This window comes from Microbacterium enclense, from assembly GCF_001456955.1.
GTDB lineage: Bacteria > Actinomycetota > Actinomycetes > Actinomycetales > Microbacteriaceae > Microbacterium > Microbacterium enclense.
Window position 1 is genome coordinate 84,610 of sequence record NZ_KQ758474.1, and the last position, 21,362, is coordinate 105,971.

The 21,362-nt window shown below is 71.9% G+C and carries 22 protein-coding genes; 6 read left to right on the forward strand and 16 right to left on the reverse strand.

Annotation, left to right across the window (positions count from 1 at the left end; genetic code table 11):
- Positions 1 to 9: 9 nt before the first annotated feature.
- The 5 genes from AS029_RS14695 to AS029_RS14715 form a co-directional block, all read right to left on the reverse strand.
- Positions 10 to 3,021, reverse strand: coding sequence for an AAA family ATPase (locus AS029_RS14695; RefSeq protein ID WP_058233345.1), 3,012 nt, complete (start codon positions 3,019 to 3,021; stop codon positions 10 to 12).
- The gene (locus tag AS029_RS14700) at positions 3,018 to 4,172 is read right to left on the reverse strand and encodes an exonuclease SbcCD subunit D (protein WP_058233346.1); all 1,155 of its coding nucleotides are present in this window, start codon (positions 4,170 to 4,172) and stop codon (positions 3,018 to 3,020) included. Before AS029_RS14700 ends, AS029_RS14695 begins: the two co-directional genes overlap by 4 nt.
- Positions 4,173 to 4,310: 138 nt before the next feature.
- Positions 4,311 to 4,628: a hypothetical protein gene (locus tag AS029_RS14705; protein ID WP_058233347.1), complete on the reverse strand. Its 318-nt coding sequence runs from the start codon at positions 4,626 to 4,628 to the stop codon at positions 4,311 to 4,313.
- A 1-nt stretch (position 4,629) separates the two neighbouring features.
- Positions 4,630 to 4,839, reverse strand: coding sequence for a hypothetical protein (locus AS029_RS14710; RefSeq protein WP_058233348.1), 210 nt, complete (start codon positions 4,837 to 4,839; stop codon positions 4,630 to 4,632).
- An 89-nt stretch (positions 4,840 to 4,928) separates the two neighbouring features.
- A complete protein-coding gene (locus AS029_RS14715; RefSeq protein WP_058233349.1) occupies positions 4,929 to 5,228 on the reverse strand; it encodes a GNAT family N-acetyltransferase in 300 nt (99 codons plus the stop codon).
- Between the two features lie 436 nt (positions 5,229 to 5,664).
- On the opposite strand from AS029_RS14715, the gene AS029_RS14720 reads away from it, so the two are divergent.
- Both AS029_RS14720 and AS029_RS14725 read left to right on the forward strand, forming a co-directional pair.
- Entirely contained in the window at positions 5,665 to 6,411 is a 747-nt protein-coding gene (locus tag AS029_RS14720) for a winged helix-turn-helix domain-containing protein (protein ID WP_175456672.1), read from the forward strand.
- 67 nt (positions 6,412 to 6,478) lie between these two features.
- Complete coding sequence (locus tag AS029_RS14725) at positions 6,479 to 7,468, forward strand: DNA-3-methyladenine glycosylase family protein (protein ID WP_058233350.1); 990 nt, start codon at positions 6,479 to 6,481, stop codon at positions 7,466 to 7,468.
- A 39-nt stretch (positions 7,469 to 7,507) separates the two neighbouring features.
- On the opposite strand, the gene AS029_RS14730 is transcribed toward AS029_RS14725, so the two are convergent.
- Positions 7,508 to 8,347 carry a siderophore-interacting protein gene (locus tag AS029_RS14730; protein WP_058233351.1) on the reverse strand — a complete coding sequence of 280 codons (840 nt, stop codon included), beginning with the start codon at positions 8,345 to 8,347 and terminating at the stop codon, positions 7,508 to 7,510.
- 72 nt (positions 8,348 to 8,419) lie between these two features.
- Here AS029_RS14730 and AS029_RS14735 point away from each other — a divergent pair, with 72 nt between their 5' ends.
- The gene (locus AS029_RS14735; RefSeq protein WP_058233352.1) at positions 8,420 to 8,641 is read left to right on the forward strand and encodes a hypothetical protein; all 222 of its coding nucleotides are present in this window, start codon (positions 8,420 to 8,422) and stop codon (positions 8,639 to 8,641) included.
- Positions 8,642 to 8,661: 20 nt separating this feature from the next.
- Here the strand turns inward: AS029_RS14735 and AS029_RS14740 are convergent, their stop codons facing one another.
- The 4 genes from AS029_RS14740 to AS029_RS14755 all read right to left on the reverse strand — a co-directional run bounded on the left by AS029_RS14740 (position 8,662) and on the right by AS029_RS14755 (position 12,458).
- Positions 8,662 to 9,420, reverse strand: coding sequence for an iron ABC transporter ATP-binding protein (locus AS029_RS14740; protein ID WP_058233353.1), 759 nt, complete (start codon positions 9,418 to 9,420; stop codon positions 8,662 to 8,664).
- Positions 9,417 to 10,427: an iron chelate uptake ABC transporter family permease subunit gene (locus tag AS029_RS14745; protein ID WP_228375960.1), complete on the reverse strand. Its 1,011-nt coding sequence runs from the start codon at positions 10,425 to 10,427 to the stop codon at positions 9,417 to 9,419. Before AS029_RS14745 ends, AS029_RS14740 begins: the two co-directional genes overlap by 4 nt.
- Positions 10,420 to 11,379 carry an ABC transporter permease gene (locus AS029_RS14750; protein WP_058233355.1) on the reverse strand — a complete coding sequence of 320 codons (960 nt, stop codon included), beginning with the start codon at positions 11,377 to 11,379 and terminating at the stop codon, positions 10,420 to 10,422. Before AS029_RS14750 ends, AS029_RS14745 begins: the two co-directional genes overlap by 8 nt.
- Before the next feature lie 110 nt (positions 11,380 to 11,489).
- Entirely contained in the window at positions 11,490 to 12,458 is a 969-nt protein-coding gene (locus tag AS029_RS14755; RefSeq protein WP_058233356.1) for a siderophore ABC transporter substrate-binding protein, read from the reverse strand.
- Between the two features lie 81 nt (positions 12,459 to 12,539).
- Between AS029_RS14755 and AS029_RS14760 the strand changes: the two genes are divergently transcribed.
- Complete coding sequence (locus AS029_RS14760) at positions 12,540 to 13,316, forward strand: siderophore-interacting protein (protein WP_139168142.1); 777 nt, start codon at positions 12,540 to 12,542, stop codon at positions 13,314 to 13,316.
- A gap of 10 nt (positions 13,317 to 13,326) precedes the next feature.
- On the opposite strand, the gene AS029_RS17035 is transcribed toward AS029_RS14760, so the two are convergent.
- On the reverse strand, positions 13,327 to 14,298 hold the full coding sequence (locus AS029_RS17035; protein WP_082642326.1) for a GNAT family N-acetyltransferase: 972 nt from the start codon (positions 14,296 to 14,298) through the stop codon (positions 13,327 to 13,329).
- Positions 14,299 to 14,427: 129 nt separating this feature from the next.
- Here AS029_RS17035 and AS029_RS14770 point away from each other — a divergent pair, with 129 nt between their 5' ends.
- Complete coding sequence (locus tag AS029_RS14770) at positions 14,428 to 14,718, forward strand: DUF4287 domain-containing protein (protein ID WP_058233358.1); 291 nt, start codon at positions 14,428 to 14,430, stop codon at positions 14,716 to 14,718.
- 15 nt (positions 14,719 to 14,733) lie between these two features.
- Here the strand turns inward: AS029_RS14770 and AS029_RS14775 are convergent, their stop codons facing one another.
- Positions 14,734 to 15,351: a MerR family transcriptional regulator gene (locus AS029_RS14775; RefSeq protein WP_058233423.1), complete on the reverse strand. Its 618-nt coding sequence runs from the start codon at positions 15,349 to 15,351 to the stop codon at positions 14,734 to 14,736.
- Between the two features lie 69 nt (positions 15,352 to 15,420).
- On the opposite strand from AS029_RS14775, the gene AS029_RS14780 reads away from it, so the two are divergent.
- Complete coding sequence (locus AS029_RS14780) at positions 15,421 to 15,924, forward strand: DUF4188 domain-containing protein (RefSeq protein ID WP_058233359.1); 504 nt, start codon at positions 15,421 to 15,423, stop codon at positions 15,922 to 15,924.
- Between the two features lie 114 nt (positions 15,925 to 16,038).
- On the opposite strand, the gene AS029_RS14785 is transcribed toward AS029_RS14780, so the two are convergent.
- The 4 genes from AS029_RS14785 to AS029_RS14800 all read right to left on the reverse strand — a co-directional run bounded on the left by AS029_RS14785 (position 16,039) and on the right by AS029_RS14800 (position 21,358).
- Entirely contained in the window at positions 16,039 to 17,343 is a 1,305-nt protein-coding gene (locus AS029_RS14785; protein WP_058233360.1) for an FAD-binding oxidoreductase, read from the reverse strand.
- A gap of 85 nt (positions 17,344 to 17,428) precedes the next feature.
- Positions 17,429 to 18,562 carry a ketopantoate reductase family protein gene (locus AS029_RS14790; protein WP_058233361.1) on the reverse strand — a complete coding sequence of 378 codons (1,134 nt, stop codon included), beginning with the start codon at positions 18,560 to 18,562 and terminating at the stop codon, positions 17,429 to 17,431.
- Positions 18,559 to 19,671 carry an LLM class flavin-dependent oxidoreductase gene (locus AS029_RS14795; protein ID WP_058233362.1) on the reverse strand — a complete coding sequence of 371 codons (1,113 nt, stop codon included), beginning with the start codon at positions 19,669 to 19,671 and terminating at the stop codon, positions 18,559 to 18,561. Before AS029_RS14795 ends, AS029_RS14790 begins: the two co-directional genes overlap by 4 nt.
- A 52-nt stretch (positions 19,672 to 19,723) precedes the next feature.
- Positions 19,724 to 21,358, reverse strand: coding sequence for a dipeptide ABC transporter ATP-binding protein (locus tag AS029_RS14800; protein ID WP_058233363.1), 1,635 nt, complete (start codon positions 21,356 to 21,358; stop codon positions 19,724 to 19,726).
- Positions 21,359 to 21,362: the final 4 nt, after the last annotated feature.

The window sequence follows — 21,362 nt, forward strand, 5'->3', positions numbered from 1 at the left end:
CATCGACCGTCAGCCGACGGCTGCTGCGACACCCTGCCGGATCACGCTCGGACCGCGCGTCGTGGCGGACACGTTCAGCTGTGCGGGCAGCTGGTCGCGCATCGATGCGACGTGGCTGATGACGCCGACCGTGCGACCGCCCTGACGCAGCTCGTCGAGAGTGCGCATGGCGAGGTCGAGCGTGTCGTCGTCGAGTGAGCCGAAGCCCTCGTCGATGAACAGGGTGTCGAGGCGCAGGCCGCCCGCGCGCGCGGTCACGACCTCGGCCAGGCCGAGCGCGAGCGCAAGGGACGTGAGGAAGGTCTCGCCGCCCGACAGCGACTGCGGCGGACGGCACTGGCCGGTGAACGCGTCCATGATCTCGAGCCCGAGACCGCTGGCCGCGCCCCGCGCGGCGAGGGCGTCGGTGTGCTGCAGGCGGTATCGTCCGGCGGACATGTGCTCGAGGCGCAGATTGGCCCTGGTGACGATCTCTTCGAGTTCGGCGGCGAGCACGAACGTCTCGAGCGTCATGCGGCGCGTGTTCGGCGCACGACCGGCGACCGTGTCGGCCAGACGAGCGACGACCGCGTGCTCGTCGGAGAGCGCCGCGATGGAGGCGTGGCCGGCGTCGGCGCGCTGCGCGAGCGAGCGCAGACGGTCGGCGAGGGCACGCGCCGCGGCGTGGGCGGCGGCCGTGGACTGCACGGCCTCGCGGGCCGACGCCACCTCGGCCGCGAAGGGAGCGAGGTCGACGGGTTCGTCGCCCGCGTCGACGAGGGTGAGCTCGAGGTCGAGCAGTCGCTGGCGCGTCGCGGCGAGCGCCGCCTCGTGCTCGGCGACGCTCGTGTCGAGCCGGCGACGCTCCGCCGTCGAGCGCAGCGCTGCGGCGACCGCTCCCCGGTCGGCGAAGGAGCTTGCGGTGACGAGCGCGTCGAGGCCGTCGTCGGCCGCGCGGACGGCATCGCGTGCGTTCGCGAGAGCCGTTCGCGCCGCGAGGAGCCCGCGCACGGCCTCGCGTCGCGTTCGCAGGTCGTGCTGGCGAGCAGCGACCGTCGCGAAGTCGCCGCGGGCGGCGTCGACCTCCGCGCGCAGTGCGTCTGCACGCTGCTGCGCGAGAGCCAGCTCCTGGCGGGCACCGGCGAGTTGTTCGGTCAGCACGCCGAGACGGCGCGCGATGGTGGCGTCGAGGTCGGCGGCGCGGTCGCGATCGACGCGGAGGCGATCGGCCTCGTCGACGTCGGACCTCGCGTCCGCGAGCGCGGTCTCGGCCGCCGCCAGACGGGATTCGAGCTGGTCGACGCTTTCGCCTCCGGCGAGGGCGGCGGCCATCGTGTGCGCGTCTCGAGCGACCCGCGCCGCGTCGGAGGCGAGCCGGTCGCTCTCGGCCGCGGCGTTCTTTCGCTCTTCTGCTGCCGCGAGGTCGGCATCGCTCACCGGGACGTCGGTTCCTCGCGCGGGACGAGGGTGTTCGCGCGCACCGCAGACCGCGCAGGGCTCGCCGTCGACGAGTTCATGGGCGAGCTCGATCGCGGCACCCGAAAGCCGCCTGCGCAGGAGCGTCGTCCACGCCTCGATCGCCCGCTGGAGGTCGTCTGCGCGCACCAGCGACGCCAGGTCGGCCTGCTCGCGCTGGTCGAGCAGCCGCGCCGCCTCACGAGCGGCCTCGAGGCGACGGGCGGTCTCATCGCGATGCGCGAGCGCGGACTCGCGGCGCACATCTGCCCCCGACAGCTCCGTCAGACGCTGATCGAGGGCGGCGAGCAACTCGGGAACCTCGGCGCGGCTGCCGACGAGCGTCTGACGCTCGCTCTCGAGGCCGTCTACCCCTGCCTGCAGCCGAACCAGGTCGTGGTCGAGCGCGGCGAGTGACAGCTCGGCGGCGAGGGCCGCCTCGCCCCGGGCGAGGAGGGCGGTGAGCGCGTCGTCGCGAGGTGCGAGATCGTCGCCGGTGTCGTCTTCGTCGCATTCGTGGACGCGTGACGCCGCGGCGACGTGACGCTCGGCTGCGACGGCGGCGGCCTGTCGGGCCGACGCGCTCGCCTCGAGCGCCGGGCGCAATGCTTCGGCCTCGGCGGCGGTCGCAGCCTCTCGCCGGGCGGACGCGATCGTCTCGGATCGGGCCTCGAGGTCGGCGAGCTCGGTGCGCGCCGCCTGTCGTGCTCTCTGACGTTCGGCCAGCGACCGGGCCTCGTGCTCGGCCGCGAGGGCCGCATCGAGCCGGGCGTCGACCGTGGCGTTCTCTCGTGCAAGGGTGTCGACGCGGTAGTGCGCTCGCTCGACCGCTCGCACCACGTCTGCGAGACGATCACCGACGCCGCGCGCGCCGTCGACCACCGCGACATCGGCGCCGGGATGACCGTCGACGTGGACCTCGGCCGCGAGACGCTCGGCCTCGTCGAGCAGGGTGGCGACCTCGACGCCCTCGGCGGCGAGCATCTCTTGTGCGCGCTTGCGACGCTCGTCGAGGTCGGTGGCGTACTGCTCGAACGAGCGCGTCCCGAACAGCGTGCGCAGCAGGCCGAGGCGCTCGTCGTTCTTGGCGAGGAGGAAGCGGGCGAACCGGTTCTGCGCCAGCAGGATGACCTGCAGGAACTGCTGCTGCGTCAGACCCAGGATCTCGTCGAGCTTCGCGGCCACGTCGACGGGGCGGGCGGCGACCCCCGTCCATCCCTCGGGCGCGAGGACCTCAAGGAGGGCGCGATGCGGCTCTTTCGTCGTGCCGCCGCCGCGCCGCTTGGGACGCTCGAACTCGGGCGACCGCGTGACGCGCCACCGGTCGCCGTCGGCGCTGAACTCCAGCGTCACCCGCGTGGGGTCGTCGGGCTCGCAGTGGTCGCTGCGGAGGCGACGCTCGGCGCCGTCGTAGCGCGGCACCCCGCCGAAGAGGGCGTAACAGACGCCGTCGAGCACGCTGGACTTGCCCGCACCCGTGCGACCGGTGATGAGGAAGATCCCGTCGTCGGCGAACGCGTCGAAGTCGACCTGCTGCACGTCGAGGAACGGGCCGAAGCCCTCGAGTTCGAGTCGGTGCAGTTTCATGCGTGGGCCTCCGCGACGGCGCGGGCGTCGAGGACGTGGCGGATGAGCTCGCGCTCGGCCGGGGAGGCACCCTCACCCTCGCGCACGTGGGCGAGGAAGGCGTCGATGACCTCCGCGTCGTCGCGCGCAGCGCGAACGCGCCGCGCATAGCCCTCACCGTCGTCGGGTCGGGTCTCGGCGGGCGCGTGCACCACGGTGGCGCACCACGGGAACCGCGCCTGCAACCGACGCATCGGGTCGGGCTGGGGAGTGGAATCGGTGTACTCGGCGCGGACCCAGTCGCCTCGATGGGCATCGAACCGCTCGTGCGTCAACAGGTCGTCGAGAGGCCCCTCGAGGGTGACGAGCGCGCGCGGAACGGGGAGATCGAGCCATCGGACCGACGACAGCCCGTCGGCATCGAGGTCGACGAGCCACGACCCGCGCGGCTTGCCCGCCTCACCGAAGCTGTAGTGCAGGGGCGCCCCGGCGTAGCGCACGCGCTCGGACAGTTGTTGACGGCCGTGGATGTGGCCGAGCGCCACATAATCGGGCCCGTCGAATGCGGTGAGCGGCACCACGTCGAGACCGCCCTGTCGGATCTCGCGCTCGACGCCCGGCGTCGCATCGACTCCGGCGGCGAAGCAGTGCGCCGCGACGATCGAGCGGCCTCCCCGCTCGGCGAGATCGGCGCGCACCAGGTCGAGCGCATGGCGCATGGTCTGCGCCTGGTTGCGCAGCTCGACACCGGGCCACAGGTGGCGGACGATCGCGGGCTCCAGGTAAGGGATGCCGTAGACGTGCACGGGACCGTGCTCGTCGGCGAGCGTGACGGGCGTTCCGACCGATGTCGGATCGGTCAGAACGGTGATGTCGGCGCGCAGCAGCGCCGACTGGAAGCCGAGGCGCGCAGCGGAGTCGTGGTTGCCACTGGTGACGACGACGCGTGCACCGGCATCGGCGAGCGCCGCGAGCGTGCGGGAGAGCACCGGGTAGCACGCCGCCGACGGCGCCGCGGAATCGAAGACGTCGCCGGCCACGATGACCGCGTCGACGGCGTTCTCACGCACCTGGCCGACGAGCACGTCGAGCACGCCGCTGAGGGCGTCGAGGGTGGAGTGCCCGTGGAAGGAGCGCCCGATGTGCCAGTCGGAGGTGTGCAGGATGCGCATGCAGACACGGTACGTCGCACCTCCGACATCGGCTCGCAGCAAACGCGCGGATGCCCGCGAGGCGACGGCCGGCGCGCGCTCGTTGACATGCGAACGCCCCGCTGCGCACGAGGCGGGCGGGGCGTTCGGCAGGCGTCGTCAGCCGCCGGCGACTTCGGCCGCGAGCGCGCGGATGCGATCGTCGCCGAGGTCGAGCCCGATGTCGGCGAAACGCTGACGGAGCACGTCGGCGATGCGCTCCTCGCTCTTGTCGCCCACGTCGGCACGGGTCTGCACGACGACACCCTGGATGCGCGCTTCGTCATCGGTGGGGTGGGTGTCCATCGCCGGAGCCGACTGCTCGTCGGGGCGCGAGAGTTTGCGGTCGCGGTGCACGGCGCCGCCGACCGAATCGGCCGCGTCGGCGCCCCCGTCGGGTCCGGTGCTGGGCTCGGGTGCCCGGGTTGCGTCGGTCATGTCAGTCCTCCGTGCTCAGGTCGGGGTCGATGCCTTGGCTCGCGGCATCGCCTTCGATGGGATCCGAGGGTTCCGCGTCGTTCAACCGCGGCGATCCCTTCGCGTGCTCGTTGCGCTCGGCGGTCTCACCGTCGGCGACGGCGCCACTCTCCCAGCCGCCCGGCGGATCGGCGTCGATGACGCCTTCGGGCAGGTCGCGGTCGTCGTTCATGACTCCCCCTTTCGAGGTCTCCAGCTTGGTCCCGCCCCCTGAGCGCGCAGCAGGGGTTGACGATCGCCCGCGCGCACCCCACCCGATCGTCAGGACGCGGGACGCCGATGGAGGATGCCGGCACGCTCGGGGTGCGCGTCGAACCACTCCCCGACGTACCAGCACACCGGGATGACCTCGCGCTGCCCGGCCGCCTCGATCGCGTCGACCGCGCGTTCCGTGACGATCGCGGCGTACCCGTGCCCACGATAGGTGGGGATGGTGAACGCGCGGGTGAGGGCGATCGTCCGCCCGTCGTCGCGATAGTCGAGGACGGAGACGAGGTCGTCGCCCCGGTGGAGGGTGAATCGGGATGCCGTCTTGTCGTCGGCGAAATGCAGATCGGACATGCCGTGAGGGTACGCCGCCGACGGACACCGGCGGGGGGATGACGCAGAATGCTCGGCGACGGCGCAGGTTGACCCCGCCGGATCGCGCACGGTGCGCACTCGCACGACGATCGTCATGATTTGACGTTGTTGGACTCGGTGGGCAATAATGCCGCCATGACTGACTTCGCGCGTTCTCTGTCCGCCCGGGAGGCGAACAGGACTGCCGGCATGATGATGCCCGGCCGCGCTGTCATGTGTTGTCGAATGTGCCGCTAACCGCGACCCTCGCCCCGACGACCCTCGTGCTTCTGAACGCCGACGTCGTCCCCCGGTCGCGGGCAGTCCGCGTCGATCACGCGCACGCCCGCACCGCACTCCGGCCCACCGGCCCACACCTCCCGTCGAACCCCGCTCATGATGACGCCCGGGTTCACACACCCAAGGACTTCTCCTCATGTCGCTTTCCGCCGTTCTCGATCGCCCCGTGACCGCCGCCTCCCGTCCCACCGCCGCCCCGCGCCCGACGTCCGCTTCGGCGCAGACCGCGCCGCCCGCGAGCGCCCCTGCTCCGGCCGCCGCTTCCGCACGTCCTGCCGCATCGACCGCGCCTCGCGGCTTCGCGCTGTACGTCGGCATCGACGAGGCCAAGGCCGCCGCCGCGGGCGTGAGCCTCGGCACGCTCGTCGAGGCTCTTCGCCGCACGCTCGGCGAGCTGGCACCCGCCGCAGAGACCTACGCCACGGTCGCCCTGGCCCCCGTCGGCGCGGGCGGTCGCGACGTCGATGTGGTGCGCCTCGCTCTGCACGAGCCGTCGGCCGTGGCCCGCACGAAAGAGGAGCCCGCCGAGGAGGACCGCGCCGCAGGCGGCGTCGTCGTCGACATCTCGCGCAAGCGCGTCCTCATCGACGGCGAGTCGGCGGCGTTCACGTTCAAGGAGTTCGAACTGCTGCAGTACCTCGTGCTGCGCGAGGGGCGCACGATCGAGCGCACCGAGCTCGTGGCATCCCTGTGGGAGGGCTCCACCGACGACGACGCCCCCGGCGAGCGCACGATCGACGTGCACGTGCGGCGCCTGCGGGCCAAGCTCGGCGCGTACGAAGACATCGTGCGCACTGTCCGGGGCGTGGGCTACCGCTTCGACCGGCACGCCGACGTCTCGATCCGCTACGGTCACGGCACCCCGTCGCCCGACCGGTTCTGAGCGGTCGTCGCCCATCGCGGACCGATCCGGATGCCGCGATGTCGGCGGTGCGACGTAGGGTGTCGGCATGAGATCGACCGGGGTTCGCGCGCACCATGTGCCGCGTGATATCGCGACGCCGGTCGAACGACCCCTCGAGACCGACTACGAGCCTTCGGGCCCCGTCGACATCGGCCGGGCCGTGGCGGCGCAACGGCACGGCCGGAACGATCCCACCTACTTCTCGACCAGTCCTCTGGGCTCGGGCGGGGTGGTGTGGCGGGTCAGTCGCACCCCTCTGGGCGTGGCCACTCTGGCGCTCCGTCAACGCGTCGGAGGCGGCGTGCGCGCGGCCGCGTGGGGACCGGGCGCGGCGTGGGCGCTCGACCAGCTGCCCGCCCTGTGCGGCGCGGCCGACGATCCCGACGGTTTCGACGCATCGCGGCATCCCTCCGTGGCCGAGTGGCATCGCCGTCATCCCGACCTCCGTATCGGACGCACCGACCTCGTCTTCGACGCGTTGGTCAGCGCCATCATGGAGCAGAAGGTCACCAGCATGCAGGCCTTCTCGGCGTGGCGGAGCATCGTCACGTGGTACGGCGAGCGCGCACCCGGGCCGACGCCGCGGCCCATGTTCGCACCGCCCGACATCGAGGGGTGGCGACACGTGCCGTCGTGGGCGTGGCATCGCGCCGGCCTCGAGCCGCCCCAGTCGCGAACCATCGTCGAGACGGCGCGTCGTGGCGACACGATCGTCCGCGCCGCGACCTCCGCCGCCGACGGCGAGGCGCGCGACCGCGTGTTCATCAGCCTCCGCGGCGTCGGCATCTGGACGAGCGCCGAGACGCGCATCCGCGCCTTCGGAGACCCGGATGCCGTCAGCACCGGCGACTACCACCTCGCCCACCAGGTGGGCTTCGCCCTGACCGGCCACCGCACCGACGACGACGGGATGCTGGAACTGCTGGAGCCGTTCGCCGGCCACCGCCAGCGGGTCATTCGTCTGATCTACGCCGGCTCGGCGCTCGAGCCACGCCGCGGCCCGCGCCTGCACCCCGAGGATCACCGCGACCGCTGACTCGACGTCGACTCGGCCGAGAGGCACAGGCGCCGAGGCTCAGTGCGATCGCGGCGCGCGCCAGTACCCGGTGAACGAGATGGCCCGCTTGTCGACGCCGATGCGTACCCAGTGCCGACGCATCGCCGCGGCCAGCGACTGCTCCCCCGCCACCCACGCCGACGCCGGCGGGACGCTCGACGCGCCGGCGTCGATCGCCGCGGTCAGGACGGCATAGCCCGGGGTGGCGTGCGGATCGGGCCGCACGACCCACCGCACCTCGACACCGGCCGGAGCCTCCAGAGCGCGCACATCCGCGGCATCCGGGACCTCGACGAATGCGCTTCCCGTCGCGTCGGGGGGAAGGGATGCCAGGATGCCGGCGAGTGCGGGCAGCGCGGTCTCGTCGCCGACGAGAGAGACGGGACCGGGCCGGTCCTCGGGCAGCGCGAAGAGGACGCCCTCGTCGAGGATGGCGACGGCGTCGCCGGGGTCGCAGCGCTCCGCCCAGGTCGCCGCCGGGCCCGCCGTGCCGTCGGCGGTCGATCCGTGCAGAACGAAATCGACGTCGAGCTCGGGACCGCTCTCGCCGTCGGCGCGGTAACCGGCCACGGAGTAGTTGCGCAGCACGGGGCGCTCGGTCTTCGCGATCGCGAGGTACCGCATGTAGGCGAAGGTGTCGAGGCGGTTCGGGAGGCGGGCGAGCGTGCCCTCGGCGACGGGGAGGAAGAGGCGGAACCACTGGTCCCAGCCCATCTGGGTGAAGCGCGCCAGATCGGGCCCGCCCAGCGTCACGCGCGCGAACGACGGCGACAGGCGCCGTCGGCGCACGACATGAAGCGTGAGCAGCTCGCTCTTGTCGGGCTTCACGCGCGTCTGCGCGGCGTTGGTGCGGGCCATCGGCCCCTCCTTCTCTCGTCGGTCGTCCGTGGCATCCGGTGCCCGTCGCGTCGTGCGGCCTAGGCTGGGCGCATGACGCAGACGGGAACCGGTTGGCCGCGCGGACGCACGTACTGGGTCCTGGGCAGCGTGCTGCTGTTCGGCCTCGGCATCCTGTTCGGACTGGTGTGGCAGAACGTCTGGCTCGGGCTCGTCATCGCCGCGGCCGTCTCGGTGGGGTGGCTCATCGCCTACGAGTCGAGCCGCGGCCGTAACGTCGGCGTGAACGACGAGGACAACGGCATCCAGCTCTGAGGTCCCGGCGGGCGCACCGCTCACCGGTAGTACACCGCCAGCGGGTAGGGCCCGTCCCGACGCACCTCGACCGGCGTGCCGAACACCTCTTCGAGCGTCGTCGACGTCATGAGATCGCCCGGCGTGCCGACGTGCACCACCCGCCCCTCCGAGAGGGCCACGATCCGATCGGCGTAGGCGGCGGCGAAGTTGATGTCGTGCACCACGATGACGATCGTCTTGCCCAGTTCGTCGGCCGCGCGGCGCAGCTGACCCATCATCGCCACCGCGTGCTTCATGTCGAGGTTGTTCAACGGTTCGTCGAGCAGGATGCAATCGGTGTCCTGGGCGAGCACCATCGCGACGTACGCGCGCTGTCGCTGACCGCCCGAGAGCTGGTCGAGGTAGCGCCCCGACAGCTCCGTGAGGTCGAGGAACGCGATGGCCTCGTCGATCTTCACGTGGTCGTCGGCGGTCAGGCGCCCCTGCGAGTGGGGGAAGCGCCCGAAGCCGACGAGCTCGCGCACGGTGAGACGGGTGACGAAATGGTTCTCCTGCCGCAGGATCGACACGATCCTCGCCAGGGTCCGGCCGGGAGTCGTGGTCACGTCGTGTCCGCCGACGGTGACGCGGCCCGCGGTCGCGGTGGTCAGGCGTCCGATGATCGTCAGGAGCGTCGACTTGCCGGCCCCGTTCGGCCCGACCAGTGCCGTCACCCCGCCCGACGGGATGTCGAGGGTGACGGGACCGAGCACGGTGAGGTCGCCGTAGGTCATGGTGACGTCGGTGAGCGAGATCACAGGCTGCCCTTTCGAAGCAGGTAGACGAGGAAGAAGACGCCGCCGACGAACTCGATGATGATCGAGAGCATCCCGGCCGCGTAGAACACGTGCCGCAGCACGAAGTACCCCGCGAGCAGTGTCGCCATGCCCAGAAGCGCCGCGAAGGGCAGCACGACACGATGCTGCGACGACCCCGCCAGCTGATAGGCGAGGGTCGCGACGAGGAAGCCGAAGAACGTCATCGGTCCGACCATGGTGGTCGACACCGAGATGAGCACGGCGACCAGCACGAGCATGCCGATGACCTCCCGCCGGTACGACAGCCCCAGGTTGAGGGAAGCCTCCCGACCGAGGGCGAGCACGTCGAGTCGGTGCCGCGCGCGCCAGACCACCGCGAGCACCGCCGCGACGACGAGCGCCGCCCAGGGGAGGTATTCGGCATCCGAATTCGAGAGGTTGCCGAACAGGCGTGCCGACAGGATGTCGAAGTCGCTGGGGGTGAGCAGGCGCTGCATGACGGTTGAGAGCGAGCCGAATCCGACGCCCAGCACCACGCCCACGAGCAGCATCACGTGCAGGTTGCCGCGGCGGCCCGCGAACAGCCACCCGTACAGCAGGGTCGCGAAGCCCACCATCAGCGCACTCTGCACGGCGACTTTCAGCAGGCCGTCGGTCGCCGAGAGCGCGGCGCTGCCGAAGAAGAACACCAGCGCGGTCTGCATGACGACGTAGAGCGCGTCGAAGCCCATGATCGACGGGGTCAGGATGCGGTTCGCCGTCGCGGTGTGGAACAGCACGGTCGCCACGGCCTGACAGCACGCGACGAGCGCGATCGTCGCGACGCTGACCACGCGCAGATTCACCGCGAGCCAGAACGCGCGCGAGCCCGGCTCCCCGGGCACGTTCCAGGTCAACACGCCCACGGCCGCGACCACGACGACGAGGGCCAGGATGCCGAAGCGCACCGCGATCCGTGGACGACGGGTCGCGAGAGTCGGCGCGGAGCGGGTCAGGGTGTCAGCCACGGGCACGCATCCTCAACAGCAGGGTGATGAACACGGCGGAGCCGACGACCCCGAGGATCATCGAGACGGGGACCTCGAACGGCATCCGGATGACGCGTCCGACGATGTCGCAGACGACGACGATCGCCACACCCCCGAGGCACACCCAGGGGAGATTCGCGCGGGCGTTGTCGCCCCGCCACATCGACACCAGGTTGGGCACCACCAGCCCCAGGAAGGGCAGGAAGCCCACGACCACCGTCGTGACCCCCGTCGCGACGGCGACGAGGGCTGTTCCCACGAGCAGGACGCGCGTGTGGTCGAGCCCGACCGAGGTGGCGATGTCACGGCCGAGTCCGGCGACGGTGATGCGGTCGGCGTACAGGAACACCAGCAGCACGACGATCGCGACGACCCACAGCACCTCGTAGCGTCCGCGGACGATGGAGGTGAAACTGCCCATGAACCAGGTGCCGAGCATCTGCAGCGAGTTCGTGGACACGGCCAGGTAGGTGGTGAACGCCGAGACCACGGCTCCGAGCATGATGCCGATCAGCGGCACGACCAGCGAGGAGCGCAGCGAGATGCGCTGCAGGATGCCGATGAACACCATCGTGCCGGCGAAGGCGGCGACGGATGCCACGATCATCCGCACCGGCAAGGATGCCGTGGGAACGAGCAGCACCGTCACCAGCAGCCCGAGCGCCGCCCACTCGGAGGTTCCGGTGGTGGAGGGCTCGACGAAACGGTTCTGCGTGAGCAGCTGCATGATGAGGCCCGAGACGGCCATCGCGCAGCCGGCGAGCACGAGCGCGACCGTGCGCGGCACGCGCGAGATGAGGAACATCTCGCCGCCGAAGTCGTCGGCGGTCAGGTCGTAGGCGCCGACGAACAGCGACAGGATGACGAGGGCTGCGACGCCGATGCCCGCAGCGGGCAGCGCGACCCGAGGTCGAAGGACGGTCTGTCTCATGGCATCCCTCTCTCCCCTCCTCGCTCGAGCGTGAGGGGTCGATTCCTGTCGCCTGGGTCGAGCCCCGGCGACAAGTTCTGACCCCTCACGCGCGCGCGGCGGAGGCGTGGTCAGGAGGCGAAGGCCTCGGCGGCCGAGCGGTACAGCTTCGTGTAGGCCTGGATGCCCTCGTCGAGGTAGAAGCTGCCGTCGAGGTAGACGATCTGGTTCTTCTGCACGGCGGGGACGTTCTTCAGCGCCTCGGCGTTCTCGACGAGCTCCTTCGCCGAGACGTAGCCGTCTTCGCCGAACATCGCGTCGCGGTCGAGCACGAAGAGCCACTCGGGGTTCGCCGCAGCGATCGCCTCGACGCTGATGTCATCGCCGTGCGAGGCGTCTTCGGCGGCGCGCTCGAGCGCGGGAGTGAGCCCCAGCGTCGGGAACAGCACGCCGACGCCTCGACCCTCTCCGGGGGCGGCGTAGGCGATCTTGCCACCCGAGGTGATCAGGCCCATCACGGTCTGCGAGGGGTCGTAAGCGGCCTTCGCGTCGGCGATCGCGGCATCCAGGTCGGCGTTCAACGTCGCCGCCTCGTCGTTCTTGTCGAAGACCTGGCCGAGGATCGTCGTCTGGCGCTTGAGCTCGGACGTGTGCTCCTCGCCGTCGCGCGGGCTCGTCTCGATCGTCGCCGGCTGGATCTCCTTCAGCTGGTCGTAGAGCTCGCGGAAGCGGTAGCCGCCGACGATGAGGTCGGGCTCCGCGGCGAGGATGTTCTCGATGTTCGGCTCGCGGTGCAGGCCCGCGTCGAGCACCTCGTCGCCGCCCGAGAGCGAGGGCCACAGGTCGTACATCAGCGGCTTCGGGGCGGCGACGAGCTTCACGCCCCAGTCGTTCAGCGTCTGGAAGGTCGTGTTGTCGAGGGCGACGACGCGCTCGGGAGCGACGGGCACCTCGATCGAGCCGTGGTTGTCTTCGACGGTGACGGTCGTCGCCGCGGCGGGCTCGTCGACCGGGGCGGCGGCGGTCCCGGCGCACCCGCTGAGGGCGAGAGCGGCTACCAGCGAGGCGGCGGCGAGGGGACGGATCAGGCGGGTTCTCATGCGAATCTCTCCAGTGCTGTGTGCGAGTCGAGCGGCCGCAGGGGATGGCGACGCCCGGTTTGTGAGGTTAGCCTTACCTACGTGACATTGTCGAACCCGCGCCTCGCCGCCCGCCTCGAACCCCGCCGCCACGACCTGGTCTTCCGCTCGGCGGCCCTCGCCGCCCGGACGTTCCTCACACCGTCGTACGTGCGCCTTCGGGTCGAGGGCCCCGAGCTGCGGGGGTTCGACTCCCCCGGCGCCGACGACCACATCCGCGTGTTCTTCCCGACGGAGCCCGTTCGCGACCTCCGAGAGGCCCCGAACCGGGAGTACACACCGGTGAGCTGGGATGCCGAGGCGGGCTGGCTCGACATCGACGTCGCGCTGCACGGGGCCGGTGTCGGCAGCCGGTGGGCGGCATCCGCTCCCCTGGGCGCACCGGTCGGCGTCGGCGGCCCGCGTGGATCGATGGTGCTCGTCGGCCGCCCCGATGCCTGGCTCTTGGCGGGAGATGAGACCGCGGTCCCGGCGATCCGCCGATTTGCCGCGGCGATGGACGACGACGCGGTCGGGCGCATCGCGATCGAGGTCCCGGATGCCGCGCACGACCTGCCCGTCGCCGGTCCCCCGGGCGTCGAGGTGGTGCAGCTGCACCGCGGCGAGCGCCCCGCCGGCGAGGAGCTCGCCGACTGGCTCGATGCGCTCGACGTGGAGGAACGACCGGACGGGTGCGTCTTCGGCTTCGTCGCCGCCGAGCAGTCCGTCGTGCGCTCCGGTCGCGCGCTGCTGCTCGACCGCTGGACGGGTGATCCCGCCGCCACGGTCGTGAAGGGGTATTGGAAGCGCGGCACTGCGGAGTACCACGCGCCGCACTAGGAGCGCCCGGTCAGCACCCTTCGTCGTCCGACAGGTACAGCGTGCACGTCGTGTCGTAGAAGTCGCCCGTCTCGCCCGCGGGGCGGAGCCCGATGCGCTCGGCGACCGCACCGGACGCCGTGTTCGCCGGGTCGGTCACCGCGATGACCCCGCGGATGCCATGATCACGGGCCAGCGTCAGGAGCGCGGCGGCCGCTTCGGTCGCGTACCCCGCGCCCCAGGCGTCGGGGTGGAAGTGCCAGCCGATCTCGATGCGCTCGGGTCGCCCGGCACCCGCTCCCGCCGACCACGGGATGCGCTTGAGCAACACCGATCCGAGGCGCCGGCCACCCGTCGTCTCGACGGCCCGGACACCGAGGATGCCGTCGGAGAGCCCCTGCCAACGGTCGAGCAGTGCGTCGACCTCGTCACGCTCGGTCATCACCTGGCCGCCGCTGAGATACCGGCGCACCTCGATGCGGCTGTACATGTCGAACAGGAACTCGCGGTCGTCGTCGGATCGGGTCCACTCCCGCAGCACGAGACGATCGGTTGCAAGGCGGGTGCGGCGCATCGGCACGTGCGGAATGCCGTCCTCGGCGAACGGCGGCCCCGACACGACGAAACCGAATCGCGCGTACCAGCTCGCGAGGTGCGCCTGGGCGTCGAGCAGGATCGGGATGCCGGGGGCCTCGGCATCCAACACCTCGATCGCCTCGCGCATCAGGTCGGCGGCGATGCCGCGGCCTCGCGCGTCGGGGGCGGTGGCGACGCGGCCGATGCGCGTGTTGTCGGGCTCGCGGAGGACGCGCAGGGTGGCGAGGACGGCGTCGCCCTCGCTCGCCCACATCAGCTCGGCCCCGGGCTCGATGTCGCGACCGTCGATCTCGGGGTAGGCGGCTCGCTGCTCGACGACGAAGACCGTGACCCGCAGCCAGAGGATGCGGTAGAGGGTGCGAGGGTCGATCGCGGCGACGGGCGCCCGGTGCAGTGTGACGGCCATCCTCCGACCGTATCCCGGCACTCCGACATCGCCGTCCCGGTGCATCCGTCGACACCGTGGACCGCTTACCGCAGCGGCGCCGAGCCGGGGACATCGACCGATGTCGGAGGGGCACGCTAGCCTCCGGTCATGTCCTTCCAGTCATACCTCGACAACATCGAAACCAAGACGGGGCTGACCCCGCGCCAGTTCCTCGCCCTCGCCGAGGAACGCGGCTTCGGCCCGGGAACGAAGGCCACGCCCATCCTCGAGTGGCTGAAGACCGACTACGACCTCGGTCGAGGTCACGGCATGGCGCTCGTGCACGTGATCACGAAGGGGCCGAAGATCGGCGACGCGCACGTCGGGAAGGCCGGTACGCACGGCGACAGAAGCGACACGCTCTGGCTCGACGGGGCGGCGAGCAACCCCGACCGCTGATCCGCTCAGCGGGCGTCAGCCTGTCAGCGCACCGCCGAACCGGCGCGATGCGGCGACCTGCTCCGCCACGCGCCTCAGGGCGAGGATGAGCGGCTCCACCAGGGCGGTGCCGAGCACGACGTAACGCACGGCATCCTCGATCGACGTCTCGGGAGTGGCCGCGAGCTCCTCCTCGGCGATGGCCGACAAGTGGGTGAGGTAGGCGTCCATGACACGGTCGGGAACCGTGAATGCGGCGCGGTCGAGCGCCGCGAGGGCCTGGGCGACGGCGGCGATCTGATCAGGAAAGCACTTCTCGACGTCGCCGCCCATGCGTTCGAGCAGCGCGAGGGCCGCGGTGAGATCGATGTCGGCCGAGACCGCCGGGGTCACGGCGGCATTGGCCGCGCCCAGCAAGTCGTACGGGTTCTCGGGCGGCTCCTCCAGCACGCCGATCACCTTGCGCACCCCCGCGATACCGACGCCGGCGTCGACGAGAGCGCGGATCACCCCGAGCCGCTGCACGTGCGCCACGCCGTACGAAGCCTGGGTGGGCGAGGTGCGCGCGCCCTCCGGCAGGAGCTTCTCGCGCAGGTAGTACTTGATGGTGGCGACGGGCACCCCGCTCGCCGCTGACAATTCGGAGATCCGCACCTGCACCCCTTGACTCGATAGCAAGACTATCCAACACTGGATAGCATCACTATCGAGCGAGGACACCCCATGGCATCCATCAATCCGGGTCGCATGACTCACCGCTACGACGGCGAGCTCGTCGTCTTCCATATCGGCATGACGATCAACAAGTGGTGGCGGCCCGACCAGTGGATGCCGCCCATGGGCGACATGCCGCGGATGCTGCGCGAGCTGAGCGTCGACCGCGAATCCGGTCTGCTCGGCTTCACGATGCTGCTCGGCGCCCGCGGGCCCTACCTCGTGCAGTACTGGTCGTCGCTCGACAAGCTCTACGCCTACGCGTCGGCGCCCGACCAGGAGCACCGTCCCGCCTGGACGCGCTTCAACAAGCGGGCGCGCAAGGCGCCCGGCGCGGTCGGCATCTGGCACGAGACGCACCTCGTCGAGCGGGCCGAGAGCATCTACGTGGCGACCCCGCCCATGGGGCTTCCGAGGGTGACCGAGACCGTGCCGATCGCGTCGCGGCACGACCGGGCACGGGCACGTCTGGCGGACGGCGGGACGCGAAGCGGCGCGGGCCGGGGTGACTGACGGCCCGGTGAGGCGGTCCGGAGCAGCACCCTGACTTGGGGGGCACCGCGGTGAGGGGCCGGGATGCCTCCCGCCTCCGCAGCGGAACGCGCCCCGACCCCGCGGGAGCCTCACTCAATACGCCGCCCCGGGGTTCAGGATGCCGTCGGGGTCGAAGACCGCCTTGATCGCATCGTGCACGGCCACCACCTCCGGTCCCAACTCGCGACGCGCCCACTCGCGCTTGAGTCGCCCGATGCCATGCTCGGCGGTCACCGTTCCGCCGAGTTCCAGCGCGAGGGCGAAGATGTCATCCGCCGCTTCGACGGCGGCCGCCGGAAGCTCGTCGAGGGAGGGGTCGACGACGATGATCGGATGGAGGTTGCCGTCGCCGGCGTGACCGAAGACGTAGATCGGCACCTCGCGCCGAGCAGCGATCGCGCGAATCCCCCGCACCGCCTCGGCGAGACGGCTACGCGGCACCGCGATGTCTTCGATCACCGGGCGACCGAGCCTCTCGAGAGCCGGGAGGGCCTGCCGACGCGCGTGCAGCAGCGTCGCCGCCGTCTCCAGGTCGGCGGTCCACTCGTGGTGGGTCGCCGCCGCGGAGAGGGCCTCGGTCACGACCGCGATCTCCTCCTCCGCGCCGAAGCCGTCGGTCTGGGCGAGCAGCAGCGCCTCCCCGCGGGCGCGCAGAGCCGAGCCCTCGAGCGCGTCGATCGCCCCGAGCGTCTCTCCGTCGAGGATCTCGAGCACCGCGGGGCGGGCGCCGCTCCGGGCGATCGCCGCGACCGCATCGGCGGCATCCTCGAGCGTGGCGAAGAACGCGGATGCCGTGGCGACGCGACGCGGGATGGGGAGCAGTCGCACCCGCGCCGCGACCACGACCCCCAGGGTGCCCTCCGAGCCCACGACGAGACCGGCGAGGTCGTATCCCGTCACCCCCTTGATGGTGGGGCGGCCGAGCCGCACGAGAGAACCGTCGGCGCGAACGACATCGACCGACAGCACCGCATCGCGCGTCACGCCGTACTTGGCCCCGCGCAGGCCGCCGGCGTTCGTGGCGATGTTGCCGCCGATCGTCGAGATGCCGACGCTGCCCGGGTCGGGGGCGTAGAACAGCCCGTGCGCGCGAGCAGCGGCATCCAGGTGAGCCGTGATCACGCCCGCTTCGACATCGGCGGTGCCGTCGACCGCGTCGATCGAGCGGATGCGGTCGAGCTGCGAGAGGTCGAGCACCAGCGCGCCGTCACCGGCCACCGCTCCGCCGGCGAGGCCCGAGCCCGCACCGCGCGTGACGACGACGAGCCGCTCGGCCCGCGCGCGCCGGACCGCAGCCTGCACATCCGCCACGTCTCGCGCGACGATGATGGCCGCGGGCGCGCCGTCGGCAGGCAGTCCCGAGCGGTCGAGGGCGAGGGCGGGGGCGAGATCGGTCATGGAGAAACTCCTGTTCGGGTTCGCACCGCCGGCGCGACGAGGGTGAGCGTACGCGGCGCATGGGTCGGGACCTGAGCGATCGAGGTCACGTGGCCGCCCCCACGAAGGTCGCCGCAGACGTGGACGGCGACGGCGCGGCGGGCCCGCCGGGCTCGACCGCGGTAGGCGCGGATGGCGACGGCACGGCACTCGGCTGCCCATCCGGCACCGCCTCGGCGAGCGCGGCGGGCAGCGGCGCGACGCCCGGCCGCCCTCCCCGGCTGGCGAGCACACCGAGGTCGCGCTGCACGGCCTCGGCGAGGGGCGCCGAGAGCCCCGCGCGCCGCGCCAGCAGCACGAGCTCGCCGACGAGGAAGTCGCTCTCGACGCTCGCTCCGCGTTCCAGGCTCTGCCACGTCGACAACCGCCCGGCGATGTGTCCGGGCACGTGCTCGACGGGAACGAACGCCGCCTCGGCCGGTGCGACGGCGAGGCCGAGGCGGTCGAAGAGCGCCCCCGCCTCGTCGCGCAGCGAGGCGGTGGCCGCGTCGCGGCCCGCGTCGTCGACGCCGAACACCTCGACGACGTTGCGAAGGTTCGCCAGGAGCTTGCGGCGCTTGGTCGCGGCGATGTCGGCGACGACGGATGCCGCGAACCCGGCGCGCGCGAGATCGTCACTCACGCGCTGCTCGAGGTCGGCCGCGCGCCCGGTGACGGCGCCGACGCGTGCCGTTCCGAGCGTCGGCCAGGACGGCGCCACGACCTCGCCCGGGCGCAGATGACTGGCGGGGATCGCCACCGACACCCCCACCACGCGCGCAAATCGGCGCAGCGCGACATCTTCCGTCGCGAGCCCGTTCTGCAGCGTGACCACCGGCAGATCCGCCACGACACCTCCGCCGACGAGAGGTCGCCACGCGATCGCGGCGAGCGCCTGCTCGGCATCCTGGGTCTTCACCGCGAGCACGACGGTGTCGCCGGGCACGGGCTCGGCCTCGTCGATGGAGCCGACGACGTCGACCGCGACCCGCTCGTCGCCATGGGGGCGACGAACGAGCACGCCGCGTTCGCCGATCGCGTCGAGAGCGGCACCGCGTGCCACGAGCACGGCCGGCACGCCCGCCGCCGTCCACTGCGCGGCGAGCAAGGCGCCGAGGGCTCCGGCGCCGACGACGATGCGGCGCCCGCCGGATGCGGCGTCTTCGGGAGCCCGCGCGCCCCCGACGGCGTCGCGGCTCACGCCACGGCCCGGCGGGCGAACACGGCCTCGGGGTCGATCCCGCGGCGCGCCACCTCGTCGCGCACGAGCGGAATCACCAGGCGACCGGCATCCACGGCGTCGTTCAGGTCGCCGAGGGTGGGCAGCGACACGATGTCCGCGCCGAGCTCCACGTAACGCACGATCGCCTCGGCCACCGTCTCGGGCGATCCGACCAGCAGCGACGACGCCCCGCCGGAGCCGGCGACACCCCGGGGCGTCCACAGCACGCCGCCGTCGTGCTCCTCGGACCGCTCCGACAGGTCGCGCAGCCGCACCGATCCGACGTTCGACCGGTTCAGTCCCTGCACCTTCTCGTAGAACGGCTTCGCGCGCTCCAGGATGCCGCGGGCCTTCTCGCGCGCGAGGGCATCGGTCGGCGCGACGACGGGGCGGAACGTCACCCAGAAGCGGATGCGGTCGGTGCGGCCCGCAGCGCGCGCGTGGGCGTACACGCGGTCGATCTGCTCGGCGGTCTCGGCGAGGGGCTCGCCCCACAGCGCGAAGATGTCGGCGTGCGCGCCGCCCGAGGCGTAGGCGAACTCGCTCGATCCGCCGAGCGACACGGGCAGCGCACCCCCGGTGTGCGTGGCGTATCCGGGGCCGAAGTCGTCGAAGCGGTAGAACTCGCCGTGGTGCGAGATCGACTCCTTCGCGGTCCACACCTTGCGCAGCACCTCGATGAACTCCGACGAGCGGCGATAACGCTGCTCCTTGTCGAGGTAGTCGCCCTGGCGAGCCTGCTCCTCGTCGCTGCCCCCGGAGATGATGTGGATGAGCGCCCGCCCGCCCGAGAGCTGGTCGAGGGTCGACAGTCCTTGCGCGGCGACCGTCGGGAAGGCCGAGTTCGGGCGGACGGCGACGACCGTCCGCAGCCGCTGGGTGGCCGCGAGCACGGTCGCCGAGAGCGCGTACTGATCGGCGCTGGCCGAGGCATACGGGATGAGCGTGTAGTCGAAGCCGAACTCCTCGATCGTCCGGGCGTAATGGCGCAACCACGCGACGTCGACGGGCTGGGTGAAGGTGCTGCCGCTGTATGCGGGCGCACCCGGGGGGCGACTGCCGACCATGTTGACGAATTCGATGGGCATGGGGTTCCTTCCGGATGAGGGCGAGGGTCGGACGGGGACGGGGTCAGACAGGTCAGACGGGGACAGGGGCGCCGGGGGCAAGAGCGGCGGGGCGGATCACGCCGGGATCGGGCACGGCCGCGACCAGCGTCCGGGTGTACGGATGCCGGGGCGCGTCGAGCACGTCGGCGGCCGGGCCGTGCTCGACGACGCGGCCGTGCCGGAGCACCGTGACGGTGTCGGCGATCTGCCGTACGAGCGCGAGATCGTGCGAGACGAAGAGGTACGTGAGGCCGCGCTCGACCTGCAGGCGCACGAGCACGTCGAGGATCTCGGCCTGGACGGTGACGTCCAGCGCGCTGGTGGGCTCGTCGAGTACGAGCACGTCGGGCTCGATCACGAGGGCCCGGGCGATCGCGACGCGCTGGCGCTGACCTCCCGACAGCGCGGCGGGCCGGCGGCGCCACAGGTGCTCGCCGAGGCCCACCGCGGCGAGCGCCGTGCGCACCGCGTCCCGACGGGACCGACGATCGCCCACGCCATAGCGCGCGAGCGGCTCGCCCACGATGCTCTCGACGCTCCACGACGGGTCGAGGGAGGTGAACGGGTTCTGATACACCAGCTGCAGGTGCCGCCGCACACCGCGGAGGTCGGCCGCGGTGCGACCGGTGACGGACTCCCCCGCGACGACGAGCTCCCCGGCATCCGGATGCGCCAGCCCCAGCAGCAGGCGCACCGCCGTCGTCTTGCCCGACCCCGATTCGCCGACCAGGGCGTGCGTGGTGCCGGCCGCGACCTCGAACGAGACGTCGTCGAGCGCGCGCACCTCGCGGCCCGACGTGCGGAAGGTCTTGGTGACCCCGCGCACGGACACGGCCGGCCTCGCCCCGCCGACCGGCCGCGCCGACAGCGCCGCGCGGAAGCGGTCGGGGGCGAGGGCGGGGACGTCGGCGCGCAGCGCGGCGGCGTAGTCGGAGCGCGGCGCCCGGAACACCTCGGCGGTGGGTCCGGCGTCCTCCACCCGCCCGTCGCGCAGCACGAGCAGGTCGTCGGCGCGTTCGGCGGCCAGCGCGAGGTCGTGGGTGATGAGCAGGAGCCCGATGCCGCGCTCGTCGCGCAGTTCGGTCAGCAGGTCGAGGATGCGCTTCTGGATCGTCACGTCGAGCGCGCTCGTCGGCTCGTCGGCCACGAGCAGGGCGGGCTCGGGCAGCACGGCGAGGCCGATCAGGACGCGCTGAAGCATGCCACCCGAAAGCTGGTGGGGGTACGAGCGGTAGACGCGTTCCGGATCGGACAGTCCGACCCGCTCGAACACCGCGAGGATCGCGGTACGCCGGTGCGCGGCATCCCGTTCCCCGGTGAGTGCGGCGGCCTCATGGGCCTGCGAACCGATCGTGCGAACCGGATTGAGGGCCGACGCCGGATCCTGCGGAACGAACCCCAGCGTGCGACCGCGCAGGGTGCGGAACCGACGAAGCGACAGTTCGAGGGTGTCGATGCCGTCGACCTCGACGCGGCCCGACGTGCGGCCCGACGCGCGGGGCAGCAGACGCAGCACGGCCTTGGCGATCGTGGATTTGCCCGAGCCCGATTCGCCGATGAGGGCGAGGCTGCGGCCGCGTTCCAGCTCGAACGACACGTCGGACACCACGCGCTGCGGGCCGTACGACACCGACAGGTCGCGCACACTCAAGAGGGGGACGGTCATTGGT